Source organism: Novosphingobium taihuense, assembly GCF_007830315.1.
In the GTDB taxonomy this organism is placed as follows: Bacteria; Pseudomonadota; Alphaproteobacteria; order Sphingomonadales; family Sphingomonadaceae; genus Novosphingobium; species Novosphingobium taihuense.
On record NZ_VLKJ01000006.1, the window covers coordinates 202,218 to 219,634 of the forward strand.

The following is a 17,417-nucleotide window of genomic DNA, read 5'->3' on the forward strand; positions in this document are numbered from 1 at the left end:
AGCTTCAAGCGAGGCGGCGCTGCTTGCGCTCCAGCGGTACGATCAAGGCCTTCGCCTCGTCCCCCGGCATTGCCTCCCAGAACAGATGGCCCTGAATCATCTGGCAGCCTGCCGCCTGAACCAGCGCCCGCTGCATCGGCGTTTCCACGCCTTCGGCCACCACCTTCATCCGCAAGGTATGGCCGAGCGAGACGATTGCCCGCAGGATCGAATGTGCATCGAGATCCGCCTCGATATTCTGCACGAACGAACGGTCGATCTTGATCCGGTCAAACTGGAACGAGCGCAGGTAGCTGAGCGAGGAATAGCCAATTCCGAAGTCGTCCAGCGCGATGCGGAATCCGCGATACTTCAGCCCCTTCAGCACTTCGACGACATGGTCCGACCGGTCCAGCATGACCCCTTCGGTCACTTCCAGGATGAACCGCCGCGGGTCTGCCCCCGTTTCGCGCACGAGCGCGTCGATGGTCTGGAGAAAGTCGCTCGCCATGATCTGCAGCGGCGAGAGGTTGACCGAAATCTCGCAGTCGGACCAATCCTGACACTCGGTGAACACGCGGCGCAGCACCCAGTTGCCGAGTGCCAGCATCAGCCCCGCCTGCTCGGCCACCGGCACGAAAAGCCCCGGCCGGATCGGACCGCGCTCGGGGTGGTGCCAGCGCAACAACGCCTCGAAACCGAGAACAGCTCCGTCCGCTGCATTGACCACAGGCTGGTAAGCAAGCGTCAGTTCGTCGCGCACGATGGCGCGGCGCAGCTCCATCTCCATCTCGAGCCGCAGCTTGACCGAGGCATCCATGTCGCGGGTGAAGCGGCGATAGCGAGCACGCCCGCGCTGCTTGGCGCGATAGAGTGCGATATCAGCACGGCGCAACAGTTCGCCGGGATCCTCGCTCTGCTCAGGCCCCCAGCTGATCCCGCAGGAAAAGCTGATTTCGAGGCTGTTGCCCGAAATCACGAACGGCTCGCGCGCGATGGCCATGAGCTGGCGCCCCAGCATGTCTGCCGCCACCCGGCCTCCGGTTGAACGGCGCAACAGCACGAACTCGTCGCCCCCGAAGCGCGAGAGGAAATCACCGGGCGGTAGCGAGCGACGCATCCGCAGAGCCACTTGCCGCACCAGTTCGTCGCCCACATGGTGGCCCAGCGTATCGTTGACCACCTTGAACCGGTCGATGTCGACATAGGCCACGAAGACATCGCCCAACTCGGACTGTTCCACACATGCTGCCAGTTCCTGACGGAGACGCTGCATGAAGTGGGCGCGGTTGGGCAGACCGGACATCGCATCGTGCAGAGCGTTGTGCTGTGCCTGCGCTTCACTCGCCACCAGTTCGCTGGTCGTGCGCCGCATCCGACGAACGATGATCGCACCGCCGGCCACGACGCCGACGAAGAAAAGGATGTAGATGGCCAGCAATGGCGCGGTCTGGCGCAGGATCGCCGGGCCGGGCGGCTTGGATATCCATGACAACCATCCGATCTGCTGCCTTTGCGCATCGCTAAGAGCAAGCGAATTGCGCGCCGGGTCGTTTTCCGGCTCTGTCGAGAACTTCACCCCGTCCAGCAGCAGAGAGGACTGCAAGTCGCTGATCACGCGTTCGTCGACATAGCGCACCAGCACGATGTAGTCAGGCTCGCCACGCATCAGCGAGGGCGTCACATCCGGCACGACAGAGGCCACCGCAACCATCGCCGGGTGGCCATCGAATGATGTCACCGCCGAAAGCCCCCGCGACATTGGCAGGCCCTTGCTGTCGAAAGGCCAGAGAACGCTGCCCTGTGGCCGCAAATCGGCGACCTTCTGACCATCGTCAAAACTGACCGATTGGCGGATCAGCCCTTTCACCATCGACCTGAGCTGGCCGTAGCGGCAATCCTGCGTCAGGTGAGCGCCCCGCCAGCACCGAACCGCCGTCCCGTCGAAGCGCACATGGTAGATTCTGTCGATCCGGTGGCTGCCCCAAAAGTACCCGGCAAGGAAGTTCCGCGCCCATTGCTCGGCATCGGGCCCATTGAGCTTCACTACCGCGTCGTCCCAGACGATCTGCAACTTGTCTGCCTCGAGGATCTGACGCTCGGTACGCTCGATGAATCGCGCGACCAGCCTCTGCTCCTCGGTCCGGGCAAAGCGGTCGGCAATGCTCGTCGAATTGCTGAACGCCGCCACCAGCGCTGCCGTCAGCGCAACCAGCGCAAGGAATGTACCGACAACGATCCACGCGGCGCCTGCCGCGCCGGAATCGTGCCGGATCCCGGCGCGCATGAAGGTGGATCCCGTCCCCATGCTCTAAGACGTAGCAAGCGGTTCCGAATAAATGGTTATCGCTGAATAGGTTCTGCGACACAGGAACTTCGCGCCGCTTCGCGGATTTATCGGCCAATGGGCGCGGGCGGGAGGAACGCATCGGAGTCCCTCTATGCTTTTGACCATCGCCCTGATCCTTTTCGTTCTGTGGGCGCTTGGCGTCTTCGCCTTCAAGGTGACGGCAGCTGTCATCCACATCGTTCTGATCATCGCAATCCTGATCGGTCTCGTGCACCTGTTTCGCGGCCGACGAATTTGAGCCGACGCGCCAGGATGACCTCTCGGTGACATGATCGGACACGGCCGGCAGGTTGCAGAATGCAACGCGGCTGCCTACTTTCGATGAGGCTAGGGGCCGGGCAGGACATGCCCGGCCCGCTCACAATCGGGAGATACGGCAATGCGCGAGAAGCTTCAGCATTACATCGATGGCAAGTGGGTCGACAGCGAAGGCGGCAAGCGCCACGAAGTGATCAACCCGGCTACCGAAGAGGCCATCTGCGCGATCACGCTCGGCACGCAGGCCGATGTCGACAAGGCCGTCGCCGCTGCCCAGCGCGCCTTCAAGTCTTTCAGCAAGACCACGCGCGAGGAACGCCTCGCGCTGATGGATCGCATCGTCGCCGAGTTCAAGAAGCGCGCGCCTGATCTCGCCGTTGCCATGGCCGAGGAAATGGGCGCTCCGGTCAGCTTTGGCGGAACCGCACAGGTCGGCGCCGGCATCGGCGGCTTCCTCGGCACCATGGCCGCGCTCAAGAACTTCAACTTCATGGAAGACAACGGCGCCTACAAGGTCGCTTACGAACCCATCGGCGTCGTCGGGATGATCACCCCGTGGAACTGGCCGCTCAACCAGATCGCCCTGAAGGTCGCCCCGGCGCTTGCCGCAGGCAACACGATGATCCTCAAGCCTTCGGAAGAATGCCCGACCAACGCCGTGATCTTCGCCGAAATCCTCGATGCTGCAGGCGTGCCGCCAGGCGTGTTCAACCTCGTCCAGGGCGATGGCCCGGGCGTCGGCACCGCAATCAGCTCGCACCCAGGCATCGACATGGTCAGCTTCACCGGCTCGACCCGTGCAGGCATCCTCGTCGCCAAGGCCGCTGCCGACACGGTCAAGCGCGTCCATCAGGAACTGGGCGGCAAGTCGCCCAATCTCGTCCTGCCTGACGCCGATTTCGCCGCGCACCTGCCCTCCACCGCCTCCGGCCCGCTGGTCAACACCGGCCAGTCGTGCATCTCGCCCACCCGCATCCTCGTGCCGCGTGAGCGCGAGGCAGAAGCCGCTGCCTTCGTCTCGGCAATGTATTCGGCCACCCCGGTCGGCGATCCGCTGCAGGAAGGCCAGCACCTCGGCCCGGTCGTCAACAAGGCCCAGTTCGACAAGATCCGCGGGCTGATCCAGTCCGCGATCGACGAAGGCGCCAAGCTTGAGACCGGCGGCCCCGACCTGCCCGCCAACGTCAACCGCGGCTACTACATCAAGCCCACGGTGTTCTCGGGCGTCACGCCGGACATGCGTATCGCGCAGGAGGAAATCTTCGGTCCGGTCGCCACGATCATGGCCTATGACAGCCTCGACCAGGCCATCGAGATCGCCAACGACACCGCTTATGGCCTCTCGGCCTGCATCACCGGCGATCCTGCCAAGGCGGCGGAAGTCGCTCCCGCTCTGCGCGCAGGCATGGTTGCGATCAACAACTGGGGCCCGACTCCGGGCGCCCCGTTCGGTGGCTACAAGCAGTCGGGCAATGGCCGCGAAGGCGGTCTTTATGGCCTCAAGGACTTCATGGAAATGAAGGCGATCAGCGGCCTCCCCGCCTGATCATTCCGTTTCCCAGCAACGAAAGGGCCGTGCCGCTGGCGCGGCCCTTCTTCGTGCGTTGCCGGGCTCTGTGCAAGGCTTCTGGATAGACCTCGCCCAGCAGAGCGTCGAAGGTGTGCGACCACTCGAACCGGCCTGCGACGTGGGCCCGCGCCACACCACCCATTTGCGCACGACCGCCCTGCCACATCCTTTCCACCGCAGCTGCCATCGCTACAGCGTCATCAACGCCCACGAGGATTCCCGTGCCTGGCACGACCCGCTCGATCATCGCGCCCGAGCGAACGCCCACCACCGGCAACCCGCTCGCCTGTGCCTCTATCACCGAAATGCCGAACGTCTCATCCGCCATCGCCGAAACATAGATGTCCGACGATGCCAGCGCGCGGGCAAGGGCCGTTCGATCCGCAAGGAAGCCCGGAAACGCCACCTGCAACCCCAGCGCTTCGGCCTGCAATGCCTCGCGCAACTTGCCATCACCGATCATCACCAGACCGGCGTCGAGCGAGACCGGCAAGCGCCTGAACATCGCCAGCAGCCGGTCGGCACGCTTCTCGTTATCGATCCGTCCCGCATAGACCAGCAGCGGCCCCTTGGCACTGAGGCCGAGACTTTTGCGCCATTCAGGGTCGCGCCGGTCCGGATGAAACAGCGCCGTATCCACGCCCAGCGAAACGACATCGACATGCTCGATGCGATAGCCACGCAAGACATCGGCCATGGCTTCGCTCAGCGTGTAGACGCGATCGAACTCGCGGTACGTCAGTTCGGCGTAACCCATCGCGAGCCGCCGCAAACCACGCCCGACAAACTCGCCGAACAGGCTAGAGCCCACGCGATAGATATGCGCATTGGGGAAATCGGTATGATATCCCGCCACCAGCGCGGTGTCCGGAAATGCGCGGCGATAATTGATCGCGGTCCATGGCAGCACCCACGGGCACTGTGATTCGATCAGGTCGGGACGATAGTGCTCAAGCACGTCGCGCACCACTTTCGTGCGCATGATGAAGCGATAGTTCGGACTGCCGCGCACCTGTTCCGCGCCGACTTCGACCCAGATGTGGCGGCCATTCTCGATCACGCGATCTTCCGGACCTGGCACGATCTGCAGCAGCCGATGGCCGGTTCGCTCGATCACATGGCGCTGCTTCTCGCGGAGGTAAGTGCCGATGCCCCCTCCGCCGTGCGGCGCGTAACTCTGGGTCAGGTCACAGATCAGCAAAGGGGCAGATGGCGTGCTCATGCGCCATGCTTGGCCACCGCCTGATGTCAGTTTGAGGACCAGATGAAAGAGCCATGACAGCCCCGGTCAGTAGTCCTTGCTCACCTTGAGGTTGAGGCTTTCGTCGCCAATCGTCGACATCGTGCCAAGCAGCGCCAGCCAGCGGGTGATGCGGAACTCCACCGACGTGGCGCTGTACCCCGCGCCATCGGTCACCAGTTCCACGAAGAACCGCCGCCCGATGTACTTGCCCACTGCGATGCTCGTGCCCGAGCCCACCGTCGGGTCTGCGCCCACGATGCGCAGACGATCAAGACCGATGGCCGCGCGCAGCTTGTTGATCGGATCGAGCCCGCCGCCGCCGCGCAGGCTCGCCAATGCAGCTGCAAGCTGCACTGCCTCGGGCGCAGAAATCTGGGTGATCGAGCTGCCGAACAGGATGCGGCTGAGCAGTTCCTCCTCAGGCAGCGCAGGGGTCGACGAGAAGGCGATATTGGGCTTCGTGCCGGTGCCGGTAATGGTGATCTTGGCGCTGATGTTGTTCGCATCCCCCTCGGCCACGATGTCGAGCTGCGGGTCGACCGGGACTTCGCCGGCAAAGCGGATGCGTCCGCGCGTCAGTTCGAAGCGCTTGCCCGCGAATTCGTAGCCACCACGCACAAGGTCTGCCGTGCCGAAAATCTGCGGCGCCGCCGTCGATCCGCGCAGGCGAATGTCCGCGCCCCATTCGCTGTCGAGGCCCAACCCGCGCACGTCGATCCGGTTCGCACCCGCCGCATCTATCAGGAAGCGCCATGGCGCGGATGCAGCCTTGGCCGGAGCAGCGTCAGCCGGAGCATTAACTTCGCGCGTCGCGATAACCGGCAGGTCCTGAACCGCGCTGGCCCGTCCAAGCGCCCAGCGCGCCCGTTCGATCCGTACGCGCCCGGCGATTGTTCCGCCCACGCCATTGCTGACGATGCGCAACGGACCGGTAACGGTCGCGGCCATGTCGTCACGGTTGACCAGCTGCGCGTTCTGCGCCGAAAGCCGGAGATCGATGGAAGGGCCGTGCTCTGAAAGCTCGGCCAGCCCGATCGTACCGCTTCCGCTCACTCGCCCGCCATTGGCTGTTGTCCCGCTGAAGCTCGCAAGCTGCAGCGTGGAATCGGTAAAGGTGCCCGCGAGCTGCACCTGCCCAATGTCGGTGCCGGTCAGCGTGCTCTGTACCCGCATCCCCTTCGAGGCGACCGCGCCCTGCAGCACCGGCGCGGAAATCGTGCCCGAGACGTCGGCGCGCACGCCAACCGGCCCGGTCAGGTCGAACACCTCGACGCCCGTAAGCCGCCACAGCGCATCGGCCGGTCCCGAATAACGCAGCTGCCCTGCAAGCCGTCCTGCTTCCAGCCGGTCCATGAAACCACCGCCCCGCGGCAATCCACTGACGATGGCCTGGAACCGCCCGCGAATGTCGCTGCCCTCGCGGATCACCGTGCGCATCTGCAGCGCCTCCGGATCGAGCCGCGCCACCAATGCCACGTCCACCGGACGCGAGGTGAGCACCAGCCCTGAGCGCGACAGGCCCTTCACCATCAACGCGGCATTGCCCGCAGGCGCACCCTTGCCGTCGTTGTTGTACTCAACAATGCCCGAGGCAATGCCGCCAAGGCCAAGGTCCGCCACGACGATGTCCACCACCGAGAGCGGCATTTTCGAAAGCAGCAAGCGCATCTGCGTCGGCCCGCCCAGCACATGGCCCTCCGCAATGAGGATTCCGCGCCCGAAGCCAATCTGCGTCGGAGAAAGCCGCCAGCCCTCGCCCTCACGCGTGAGCACGGCACGACGGGGCATCGAAACCTGTCGTCCCGCATATTCGCCTGAGACAAATGCCACGATCTGGTCGGGCGAGAACGCCGCCGTGCCCTGTAATGCAAAGCGCGTGCCCCTACGGCCCGAGACTGCCGCCGTGACCGAACCGCTACCATCCTGCAGATAGGCGGCCGCCGAAAGTTTGCCGATGAACACCTTGCCCATGCCGATGCCCTCGGCCAGCAGTGTGCCCTCGATGGTCGAATGTCCGTCCTTGAGAAGACCCGTCGCCTCGACCTTGGCATTGCCGATGGATAGGGGGCGTGCCCCGCCAAAGCGGGCATTGCGCGCCGTAACGTTGGCGTCGAAACCTTGCCCGCCTTCACGTGGAGCCAGCGCCACGGTGCCGTTCAGTCCTCCACCAGCCAGCGCTATTTGTCCGGCAACGCCATCCTTGCCCAGCGTTACCCCGCCGGTCACATCGGTCTGCCACACGCGGAACTGCTGGATGTCGATCCGCGTCGCCCCGCCCGGCGGCATGAACAGCCCCAGCGTTCCGTTAAACGGCCCCAGCGTCGATTCCCCGCCAGTCTCGATGCGGAAGCCATCGGCGATGGGAGAAAGCGCCACGCGTACATCCTTCAGCCCCGCAGCCGGAAGCGGACTGGCAAACACCAGCACTGCGTTCGGCCCCTCGGCCGTCATCGCCGCCTCGACGGTGAACGGACCGTATTCGGTATGCCGCCCGCTGCCGGTCAGCGAAGCCGCGCCGCCGGGCAGGACCTTGCCGTCGAGCGCCATCTGCAGTTTGGCCGAATTGATCGTCGCCTTGCGGAAAGTGATCGGCACCCGCTCGCCCAGCGCCAGCCCACCGGCAAAGCGCACGCCGCCGCCAGTCAGCGTCTGCAGCGTTTCGTTGTCGATCCGCGTCATCCGCCCGGCAAGGTTGGCCTGCAGCGTCCACGGAACGCCCTTGCCGATCTTGAACAGGATCTTGGCCGTGCCATCCACCGCACCGAGGTTTTGCACCGCAAAGCCTCGCGCCACCACCGGCCCTGCCAGCGCATAGCCGCCCCGCGCCATGTCGCCCCGCAGCGCCAGTCGCGCCCCGAGGCCCTTCATCGCAAGCGAGAGGTTGTCCGAAGTCAGCCTGCTTCCTTCGAACACCAGATCGCCACCGATGCGCGCGCCCGGAAAGCGGGGGTCGATCATCGTGTTGCCCGTCACAACACGCTGCGCCGTCACCGCCAGCGGCAGGACGAAGCGCTTGCCGTCCCACGTTGCCGTGCCGCTGGAGCGCAGTCCTTGTGCATCGAGCGTGCCGAGCTTCAGCCGCTGCACGCGCAGGTCGTGTTCGATTGAAAGGTCGGAGAATGCCCCATCCAGCGTCGCATCGATCGCCACGCCCGCCAGTTCTGGCGCCGAAATCAGCTTCCCGGGCTTGAGCACCAGCGCCCGGACCTTCAGATCCTCAGCCTCGTTCTGCGCCAGATCGAGCTTTCCGTTGGCCGAAACCTTGAAAGCATCGCCAGCCGTGCGCAGCGCGCCGTCGAAGGCGTTGTCGGCAAAGGTGCCATCATAGAGCACCGAAAGTGCTGGCCCCACCGCCTGCGCCGCCGTGCCCTTGACCAGCGAGCCCGGCCAGGCCTGCCCGGCAAGCCGATACATGCCAGACTGATTGCCCAGCTGGAACGCTGCCAGCCGCTTGCCGCCCATCGTGGCATAGGCAAGCCCATCCCAGCGCGACCAGCCGCCACGACCGAACACGTCGGCACGGATGTCACCCTCGGCGCCCGCCATCTTGGCGATCATGCCGTCCTTGGGTGCATCGTAGGCAAGCCGCAGCTCGAACTTGTCGCGATCAGGTTCGCTATCAAGCCGGAACAGCACGCGGTCACCGGCGATCTTGCCCGCAACGTCAACGATGGCATGACCGCCGCGAATGTCGGCCTTGGCCAGCACGTCCACCCGCCGCTTCTGCCCGGCCATGGCCTCGGAAACGGTCAGGTTGTCGATCACCAGCTTGTCGATACGGATATCGAAATCCGGGAGGATCGGCGCGTTCTTGTCCTCGCTCGGTCGAAGGCGCGGCGCGCGGCGCAGCACGCCCCGGTGCAGTGCCAGCAAACGGACGTCGAGCCCGGTCTTCAGCCAGGCCAGCGGCCGCCAGTCCAGCTCCGCTTCGGGGACAGTCAGGAACACCCCTTCCGGATCGCTCACCCGGATATCGCGCAGCTTGGCCGCGCCATAGATCGACCCGTCGATCCGCCCGATTTCGATCCTCAGGCCTGAACCGGGCGTGATGGCCGCAATGCGGTCTGCCACCAGCCGATGGCCCAGCGATGAATCCAGAATCACCAGCGCCGCCAGAAGCAAAGCCAGCCCCGCCGCCGTCAGGATAGCCACTCGCCGCGCAAACCCGCGCACGAACCGCGACCGGCGCGACCGCGCGGGCGGCGTCGGCTCGGCTGCCGGAGGTGTGACCTCATCCGCCATCAGAACGCCTGTCCCAGCGCGACGTAGACCCCGATCCTGCTATCCCCCTTCGAGGGATTGAGCGGCGTGCCAAGGTCGATGCGGATCGGTCCGAAGTTGGTCTGGTAGCGAAGGCCGATGCCCGCACCGATCTTCAGATCGCGCAGGCGCGGCGTCGTCGTCGTATCGACGGCACCTGCATCGACGAACGGCACAAGGCTCACCGCCCCGCCCAGCAATCCCGTCTTGACGCGCGCCTCCAGCGAGAACTCGCTGAGCGCGCGCCCGCCGCTCGGCTCACCCGCCGTGTCGCGCGGGCCGATCAGCTGATAGCCATAGCCACGCACCGACCCGCCGCCACCGGCATAGAACCGGCGCGACGGCGCGATGTTGGTGATGTCGGTGCCGATTATCGTGCCGAACCGCACGCGCCCGGCCACGACCAGCTTTTCGCCCATCGGCTGGTAATAGCTCGCATCGAGCTGCGCCTTGCCATAGCTCGACCGCACGCCGTTGAGCACCGAAATTTCGGGCGATACGCGCAAACCCACCCGGAACCCGCGCGTCGGATCGAGCAGGTTGTCGCTGCCATCATAGGCCGCGCGCATCGGGAGCGCGCCGATGAAGTAGGTCTTGCGCCGCTCGTTGGCGAGGATCGCCGCCGCATCGCGCTCGCCGGTTGCCAGAATTTCGACCCCCGCCGCGAACACCCACGGCTTCTGGAACAGCAGCGTCGTCTGACGCTCAAGCCCAGCCGTGAACGAGATCGTCCGCGCCTCGAACGCGCTGCTCGTCTGGTTGCGCGCATAGAGGTCGGCATTCAGCACGAGATCGCGCGTCAGGAAGTTGTTGCGGCGGAAGGTAAGGCCCGCCAGCTGCTCCTGCGTACCCGCGACGGCGCGCACGCGCACCATGCCCTCGGGCGGGAAGAAGTTGCGATGCTCCCAGCTCGCCTCCACGCGGAAGCCCTCGCCGCTTGAATAACCGATCAGCCCGGCAATCGTGCGCAAGGGCGCCGGAGTCAGCTTGACGTCGACATCGACCACACCCGGCTGACCCGCCGCCGGGCTTGCCACCTCGCGCGCATCGACCGTCACCGAGGACACCAGCCCCGTCGCCAGGATCGCCTGGCGCAGGTCATCCACTTCCGAACGCTTGAACCGGTCGCCCGGATCGAAACGCGATATCCGCTGCAGATGCCGCGAACTGAGGAACTTCTCGCGCGAGGAATTCACCTTGCCGAAGGCATAGACCCCACCCGGCGTTACCGGCACAGTCAGATCGCCCTCGCGACGCTCATGATCGATCAGCAGATCGGGATCGCCAACCTTGGCAAAGGCATAGCCGGTCTCGCCCAGCGCGGTCTGCAGCGAAAGCCGCTCGGCCACGATCCGGTCCGAATTGATCGCATCGCCGGTGTTGAGCTTGAACGCACCGCGTAAGCCCTCGTAATCCGTGCCCGTCGCTGCAAGATCGCCCAGCGCGATCTTTCCGACGTGGTACTGCGGCCCCGGCTGCACGTCATAGCGCACGACGACCTTCTCGACGTCCACCGGTGCAGCCGTCTCGCCGTCGGCGCTTTCGCCCAGTCCGCCAAGCGTCTGGTAGACCTGCGCGTCGTAATAGCCATAGACCCGCATAACCTCCTGCAGGGTCTCGCGGTCGGTCCGCGCACGGCGGACGATCTGGGCGAGGTTGTCCTCGTCATCATCGAACGACTTGAGGCTGGACAGTCCGGCAAAACGGCTGACGATCTGGCCTTCCTCGGCAATCGCCTCCTTGCCGCTGGGGAACGCCACTTCCACCTGCTTGCCCACCCGTGAAACATCGGCATCGGCAAGCCTGACACTCGCAGGCGCATCGGCATCCTGCTGACCGGGCAGCGCCTCCACCGCTTCATCGGTGGACTGCTCGGCCACCTCGATGTCGGGATCGGGCGAAAGCGGTTCGATCGAGGGGAGTTCACTGCCATCGGGCCAGGCAATAGTCATGCCGGGGATATCGGGCATGGCCGTGTCGGCCTCGATCTCCTCGATCAGCGTCGAAGGGGGCGCTCCGGAACGCGCAGCGTCGGTGTCCTGCGCCCACTTTTCCGGGTCCTGCACCGCTGAATCCGGGATCAGCGCTTCAAGCTCCTGATCTGCCTGCATGGACTGGGCAAAGGCATGCCCACTTGGCAGCGCCAGCGCGATCAGCGCAGCCAGAACGCGTACCAGAGGCCGCTCAACTGTGAGCGTAGCGCTCCTGCGCGCCGTGAACGCCATCCTTGAGCCCGCCCTCGATGGCAGGGCGCCCGTTATCTCCAGCGTGGGCATGCCGCGCAGAGACAGCACGCTCGATGGCGACAGCCTGTGCAGCAGGTTCGAACCGTTCCCAGCCATCGCGGCCCAGTTTCTCCATCGGCCGGAAGCGCACCTTGTATTGCATGCGCTCAGAGCCTTCGACCCAGTAGCCGAGATAGACGTAGGGCAACCCGACATGGGCTGCACGCTGGATATGGTCGAGGATGATGAAAGTGCCAAGCCCGGACCGCGTCTCGTGTTGTGGATCGTAGAAACTGTAGATCATCGAGAGACCATCGCCCTGCTCGTCGGTCAGACAGGCCCCAACCAGTCTGCCCTGCGAACCGTCGGTGGTCGGCTCCCTGTATTCGATGACGTAACTCTTGACCGGGGTGTGTTCCACCATGTCCGCGAAATCCATCTCGTCCATGGCTGCCATCCCCCCGCCCGGGTGACGCACGGCGAGATAACGCTGCAACAGCTCAAACTGTTCCGGCGTAGACCAAGGTTTGCAAACACTTGCCACGAGATCGCGGTTGCGCTTCCAGATGCGCTTCTGCGTGGACGAAGGCTGGAACTCATTCGTCACGACCCGGACCGAGATGCAGGCCGAACAATCGATGCAGCTCGGCCGGTACGCTACGGTCTGGCTGCGGCGGAAACCGATCCGGCTCAATGCATCGTTCAACTCGTCGGCATTGGCACCCTTCAGTTCGGTGAAAACCTTCCTCTCGTTCCGGCCCGGCAAATACGGGCACGGCGCGGGGCTGGTCACGAAAAAGCGCGGGAAGCGGACGGGCGCGGTCACGGCGTTGATGATGCTCCTAAGACCGGACTGTCCGGACTGTCAGCATCAAACATGCATCAACGAGGCGAATCCTAAAAGCCTGTTAACTACGTTCCGGTGCACAAATTGGCACCAGAACGTGGCCGAAACGGCGATTTCCCCGGGCCCATCGGCCGCGTCCGGTTTCGGGACACAGCCAGATCAAAAGCTTAACCCGATCAGCAAGCAGTTCGGTTCAGCCCAGCTCGACCTGCTCCAGATCGTAGCCCTTGGCGCGCAACCCGGCAACGAGACGGTCGATCTGCTCGCGATCACGCGCCTCGCATTCAATCTCGGCCGTCAGGCCCTTGGCCGGAAGCGAAGTGAAGATTCGCTGGTGCCAGACTTCGAGAATGTTGACCTGATGGCGGTTGAACTCCTCGACCACCTTGAACAGCGCGCCGGGCCGGTCCTGCAGCGTGATGCGCAGACGACCCAAACGGCCCGAGCGGGCAAGGTCGCGCAGGAGCACGTTGGCAAGCAGGCGCGTATCGATATTGCCGCCGCACAGCACGATGCCAACCTTGCGTCCGGCAAAGCGCTTCTTGTGGGTCATCACCGCCGCAAGCCCTGCCGCGCCTGCGCCTTCAACCACGGTCTTCTCGATCTGCAGCAGCAGCGCCACCGCGCTCTCAAGCGCCGCCTCGCTCACCAGCACCACGTCGTCGACGATCTGCGCTAGGACCTTCGAGGTAAACTCGCCCGGCTCCTTCACCGCGATGCCTTCGGCCAGCGTGTCGCCACCGCACGGCAAGTCGAGATGCTTGAGCTTTGCATACATCGAAGGGAACAGCTGTGCCTGCACGCCGATCAACCCGATCCCCGGCTTGATCCCGCGCGCCGCTGTGCCCATGCCCGAAAGCAGTCCGCCGCCACCGATCGGCACGACTAGCGTCTCGATTTCAGGTGCATCTTCCAGCATCTCCAGCGCGACCGTGCCCTGGCCTGCCGCAACGCGCGGATCGTCGAACGGGTGGACGAAAGTCAGCCCCAGTTCGCCTTCAAGCTTGCGTGCATGGGCATAAGCCTCGTCGAAAGTCTCGCCTTCCAGCACGACCTTGCCGCCGACCGACTCGGTCTGCATCACCTTCACCGTCGGCGTGGTGCGCGGCATGACGATGGTCACCGGCATGCCGAGGCGGGTGCCGTGATAGCTCAACCCTTGCGCATGGTTGCCGGCCGATGCCGCAATCACTCCGCGCGAGCGCTGCTCTTCGGTCAATTGCAGCAGCGCATTGAGCGCGCCGCGCTCCTTGTAGGCTGCGGTAAACTGGAGGTTCTCGAACTTCAGCCAGATGTCCGCGCCGGTAATCCGGCTCAGCGTCTTGCTGTAGAGCGTGGGCGTGCGCACCACCTGGCCCGAAATTCGCTCCGCCGCCGCGCGAACATCGGCGAGGGTCAGCAGGGAAGTTCCCTGGGTTTCGGGCTTGAGCGCTACGTTTTCCATGGCCGCGCCCTAACGGAAAGCGGCCCCCAAGAAAACCTCAAGCTTTTGCGGAATCGGACCCCAAAGCTGTCAGCCAGCGGAATCCGAGCACCGGCACCATGGCGACAACGATCGCTGCACTGTCTGCCACCCAATCGCGCCAGTCCGAATCGCGGTGCAGGAACGGGACCAGCTGCACCACCTCGATTCCCGCCCCGACCGCCGATAGCCACAATGCCGCGCGCAGCAGCGAAGCTTTCGGCCAGCCAACGCCTGCCAGCAGCGAGAGCGTGAAGAAGGCCAGCATGTGCGCGAACTTGTCGCCCAGATCGTCGATCGGCAATGTCGGCGGTTTGGGCAGGACCGCCATGACCAGCGCGAAAACCAGAGCAGGCCAGAAGGCCACGCGGCCCGCGCGAGAGACGAAATCCGTAAGCCGTTGCATGGGGCGCAGTTTATGCTGCGCCGCAACAGTCTTGGCAAGCGTGGCGCAGGCACTGGCACTGGCGCGAAAACGGGATATGAATGCCTGCATGAGCGAACATACAGCAGCAGCAGCCGAACCGGCGAACGTTTCCTTCCTCGGCCTTGGCGTGATGGGCGGGGCCATGGCGCGCCACCTCGGCAAGGCCGGGCACCACCTCACGATCTATAACCGCACAACGGCCCGTGCCGAAGCATGGTCAGCCGCCAACCCCGGCCTTGCCACGCGCATAGCCACCAGCCCGGCCGAAGCAGCTGAGGGCGCGGACGTGGTTATCACTTGCGTTGGCAACGACGATGATCTTGCCGACGTCGTGCTCAGCCCCAACGGCGCTTTTTCCACGCTCAGACGTGGCGCGATCTATATCGATCACACCACCGTCTCGGCCCGCATTGCCCGCCAGATCGCGGTCGAAGGGCGTGACAAGGAACTGCTCTGCGTCGATGCTCCGGTCACCGGCGGCCAGTCCGGCGCGGAAGCGGGCACGCTCGCGATCATGTGCGGCGGCAGCGCCAAGGCCGTCGATGCGGCGCGTCCGATCCTCGCTGCCTATGCCAAGCGCGTGGTCCACGTCGGCAAGTCCGGTGCGGGGCAGACTGCCAAGATGGCCAACCAGATGTGCATCGCAGGCGCGCTCGCCGGCCTGTCCGAAGCCATCCGCTTCGCCCAGATCGCCCATCTCGACATGGACAAGGTGTTCGAAGCGATCTCGGGCGGTGCCGCCCAGTCGTGGCAGATGGACAACCGCTTCCACACCATGGCCAAGGACGAGTTCGACTTCGGCTTTGCCATCGACTGGATGCGCAAGGACCTCGGCCTCGCGATGGACGAAGCGCGCAACCTTGGCGCCAGCGTTCCCGTCACCGCTCTCGTGGACCAGTTCTATGTCGACGTGCAGGCCATGGGTTACGGCCGTGAGGACACCTCCGCCCTGATCCGCCGCCTGCCCCGCCGGAGCAAGAAGGCATGAAGCGCGCTGCCTTCGCCGCGCTGCTCCTCGCCACCACCTCTGCTGCCCATGCCGATACCCTGATCGACAACGTCCGGGGGCAGACCATCGGCGCGAACGGTCAGGTCGAAACCTTCACCGGCCTGCTGTTCGACAATGCAGGCGTGGTAAAGCGCGTGATCCATGCGGGCGACAAGAAGCCCAAGCCCCGCAAGGAGTACCAGTACCACCTCGACGGCCAGGGCCGCGTCATGCTGCCGGGCATGATCGACGCCCACGTCCACGTCATGGATATCGGCTTTGCCGCATTGAGCCTCGACCTGTCGGACACCACCTCACTTGCCGATGCCCTCAATCGCATCGCGAAGTTCAGCGCGGAACACCCTGACCGGCCATGGATCATCGGGCGCGGCTGGAATCAGGAATTGTGGAAGCTCGGCCGCTTCCCCACCGCCGCCGAACTTGATGCCGTGACCGGCGCGCGCCCCGTCTGGCTCCAGCGCGTTGACGGCCACGCCGGATGGGCCAACAGCGCCGCGCTCAAGGCCGCTGGCGTCACCGCCGCCACGAAGGACCCCGCGGGCGGCAGCATCGACCGCGCGCCCGATGGCTCCCCCCAAGGCGTCCTCGTCGATGCCGCGATGGAACTGGTCGACGCCAAGGTCCCCACCCCCCGGCCTGAAGACCGCGACCTTGCCCTCGCCAATGCGCAGCAGATCCTGTTCAAGCGCGGCGTCACCGCCGTCGCCGACATGGGCACCGGTATCGAGGACTGGCAGGCCTATCGCCGTGCCGGCGACGCCAACAAGCTCTACGTCCGCATCATGGCCTACGCTCGCGGCATCGATCAGATGATCCTGATCGGCGGCCCCGGCCCCTCGCCCTGGCTCTATCAGGACCGCCTGCGCCTGAACGGCGTGAAGCTCTATCTCGATGGCGCGCTCGGCTCGCGAGGAGCGTGGCTCAAGGCGCCCTATGCCGATGCGCCTACCACGCGTGGCCTGCCCCAACTCAACCAGACCCAGCTCGGCAACCTGATGAGCCGCGCCGCGATGGACAACTTCCAGGTCGCCATCCACGCCATCGGCGATCAGGCCAATGCCACCGTCATCGGCGCAATCACCGACCTTGCCGAAACCTACAAGGGCGACCGTCGCTGGCGCATCGAGCATGCCCAGATCGTCGACCCCAAGGACTTCGCCCGCTTCGCCGCCAGCGGCGCCATCGCCTCGATGCAGCCTGTCCACCAGACCTCCGACCGCCTGATGGCCGAAGCCCGCCTCGGGCCGGATCGGCTCGCTGGCGCCTATGCGTGGAAGTCGCTCAAGGCCGCAGGCGTACGCCTCGCCTTCGGCTCCGACGCGCCGGTGGAACTGCCCGACCCTTGGGCGGGCCTCTCTGCCGCGATCAGCCGCCAAGGTCCGGACGACCAGCAACCCGGCGGCTGGCAACCGCAGGAGCGCGTGAGCCCTGCCGAGGCGCTCGCCGCCTACACGGCCGATGCCGCATATGCGGGCTTCGCCGAAACGCGCTTCGGTCGCCTCGCCCCCGGCCTTCGTGCCGATTTCGTGCTGGTCGATACCGATCCGCTCACCGCAAATCCTGCACAGGTCCGCGCGACGAAAGTGCTGGAAACTTGGATTGGCGGGGGCAAGGTCTGGTCGGCTGAGACAGGCATGGAAACCGGAACGACCTCAAAGCGTTAGGGTGCCGACGCGGAAGGCTTAGGGGGGCAATCTTTCCGGATGCTGCCCAATGGCTGCGTCGCGGAACCCGCCCTCTCTCCTGAGGTTTCGCGAGCCCTTGATGCGGCTCTGATACTCTAATAC

At 65.1% G+C, this 17,417-nt stretch carries 11 protein-coding genes; 4 read left to right on the plus strand and 7 right to left on the minus strand.

Annotated elements, in window-relative coordinates; all coding sequences use genetic code 11:
- Positions 1 to 4: 4 nt before the first annotated feature.
- The gene (locus IQ25_RS13600) at positions 5 to 2,266 is read right to left on the minus strand and encodes a bifunctional diguanylate cyclase/phosphodiesterase (RefSeq protein WP_246415781.1); all 2,262 of its coding nucleotides are present in this window, start codon (positions 2,264 to 2,266) and stop codon (positions 5 to 7) included.
- A 154-nt stretch (positions 2,267 to 2,420) separates the two neighbouring features.
- On the opposite strand from IQ25_RS13600, the gene IQ25_RS13605 reads away from it, so the two are divergent.
- Together IQ25_RS13605 and IQ25_RS13610 are read left to right on the plus strand one after the other, a co-directional pair.
- The gene (locus IQ25_RS13605) at positions 2,421 to 2,567 is read left to right on the plus strand and encodes a lmo0937 family membrane protein (protein WP_144906714.1); all 147 of its coding nucleotides are present in this window, start codon (positions 2,421 to 2,423) and stop codon (positions 2,565 to 2,567) included.
- A gap of 141 nt (positions 2,568 to 2,708) precedes the next feature.
- Positions 2,709 to 4,133 (plus strand): aldehyde dehydrogenase family protein, encoded by a 1,425-nt coding sequence (locus tag IQ25_RS13610; RefSeq protein WP_144906716.1) that lies wholly within the window; start codon positions 2,709 to 2,711, stop codon positions 4,131 to 4,133.
- Here IQ25_RS13610 and IQ25_RS13615 read toward each other — a convergent pair.
- From IQ25_RS13615 to IQ25_RS13640, 6 genes are all read right to left on the minus strand, one after another.
- On the minus strand, positions 4,114 to 5,379 hold the full coding sequence (locus IQ25_RS13615; RefSeq protein WP_144906718.1) for a glycosyltransferase: 1,266 nt from the start codon (positions 5,377 to 5,379) through the stop codon (positions 4,114 to 4,116). The two genes, IQ25_RS13610 and IQ25_RS13615, sit on opposite strands and share 20 nt — an antisense overlap.
- A 66-nt stretch (positions 5,380 to 5,445) precedes the next feature.
- Complete coding sequence (locus IQ25_RS13620; RefSeq protein WP_144906720.1) at positions 5,446 to 9,642, minus strand: translocation/assembly module TamB domain-containing protein; 4,197 nt, start codon at positions 9,640 to 9,642, stop codon at positions 5,446 to 5,448.
- Positions 9,642 to 11,885 (minus strand): autotransporter assembly complex protein TamA, encoded by a 2,244-nt coding sequence (locus IQ25_RS13625; protein WP_246415782.1) that lies wholly within the window; start codon positions 11,883 to 11,885, stop codon positions 9,642 to 9,644. The genes IQ25_RS13620 and IQ25_RS13625 overlap by 1 nt, the downstream gene beginning before the upstream one ends.
- Entirely contained in the window at positions 11,845 to 12,711 is an 867-nt protein-coding gene (locus IQ25_RS13630; RefSeq protein ID WP_144906722.1) for an arginyltransferase, read from the minus strand. Before IQ25_RS13630 ends, IQ25_RS13625 begins: the two co-directional genes overlap by 41 nt.
- Before the next feature lie 214 nt (positions 12,712 to 12,925).
- On the minus strand, positions 12,926 to 14,176 hold the full coding sequence (locus IQ25_RS13635) for a threonine ammonia-lyase (protein WP_144906724.1): 1,251 nt from the start codon (positions 14,174 to 14,176) through the stop codon (positions 12,926 to 12,928).
- Positions 14,177 to 14,213: 37 nt separating this feature from the next.
- Complete coding sequence (locus IQ25_RS13640; protein WP_144906726.1) at positions 14,214 to 14,600, minus strand: VanZ family protein; 387 nt, start codon at positions 14,598 to 14,600, stop codon at positions 14,214 to 14,216.
- An 88-nt stretch (positions 14,601 to 14,688) separates the two neighbouring features.
- Between IQ25_RS13640 and IQ25_RS13645 the strand changes: the two genes are divergently transcribed.
- Both IQ25_RS13645 and IQ25_RS13650 read left to right on the plus strand, forming a co-directional pair.
- A complete protein-coding gene (locus IQ25_RS13645; protein WP_144906728.1) occupies positions 14,689 to 15,609 on the plus strand; it encodes an NAD(P)-dependent oxidoreductase in 921 nt (306 codons plus the stop codon).
- On the plus strand, positions 15,606 to 17,294 hold the full coding sequence (locus tag IQ25_RS13650; RefSeq protein ID WP_144906730.1) for an amidohydrolase: 1,689 nt from the start codon (positions 15,606 to 15,608) through the stop codon (positions 17,292 to 17,294). The genes IQ25_RS13645 and IQ25_RS13650 overlap by 4 nt, the downstream gene beginning before the upstream one ends.
- The last annotated feature ends 123 nt before the right edge of the window (positions 17,295 to 17,417 follow it).